Origin of the sequence: Stenotrophomonas sp. YIM B06876 (assembly GCF_030711595.1) — a bacterium.
GTDB lineage: Bacteria > Pseudomonadota > Gammaproteobacteria > Xanthomonadales > Xanthomonadaceae > Stenotrophomonas.
This window is the reverse complement of record NZ_JAUJUJ010000513.1, coordinates 1-568: the sequence shown is the minus strand read 5'-3', so window position 1 is coordinate 568 and position 568 is coordinate 1. Positions and strand designations below refer to the sequence as shown.

1 protein-coding gene and 1 pseudogene are annotated in these 568 nt (G+C 63.1%); both read right to left on the bottom strand.

Going from position 1 to position 568, the window contains the following annotated elements; genetic code table 11:
- Positions 1-234: aminotransferase class III-fold pyridoxal phosphate-dependent enzyme (locus QZH66_RS18220; protein ID WP_305807204.1), on the bottom strand; the 234-nt coding region annotated here is incomplete at its 3' end.
- A gap of 67 nt (positions 235-301) precedes the next feature.
- Positions 302-409, bottom strand: a pseudogene (locus tag QZH66_RS18215) (hypothetical protein); the annotation flags it as partial.
- Positions 410-568: the final 159 nt, after the last annotated feature.

The window sequence follows — 568 nt, the reverse complement described above, 5'->3', positions numbered from 1 at the left end:
CAGCTTTTCGGCCAGCAGCACCGCAGGCGCATGCGTGCAGCCGGCCAGCATGACATGCGGCAAGGTGTCGAGCTGCTGCTTGATGGCGTCGTTGATGCGCGCATCGGCATGGCCGAACAGGTTGACCCACCATGAGCTGTTGGCATCGAAGTAGCGGCGTCCTTCGTAGTCGTACAGCCACGGCCCTGCGCCACGCGCCATCGGCAGCGGAGGCACGCCTTCGGCGCGCTTCATCTGGGTACATGGGTGCNGCCAGCATGACATGCGGCAAGGTGTCGAGCTGCTGCTTGATGGCGTCGTTGATGCGCGCATCGGCATGGCCGAACAGGTTGACCCACCATGAGCTGTTGGCATCGAAGTAGCGGCGTCCTTCGTAGTCGTACAGCCACGGCCCTGCGCCACGCGCCATCGGCAGCGGAGGCACGCCTTCGGCGCGCTTCATCTGGGTACATGGGTGCCAGATGGAGCGCAGGCTGCGCAGGGACAAGTCCATCTGGTTCGAAGAAGTGCTATGGGTCTGCAACGTTCGGTTCCTGGAACAAAAAGGGCACACATTGTGCAGGCGCAC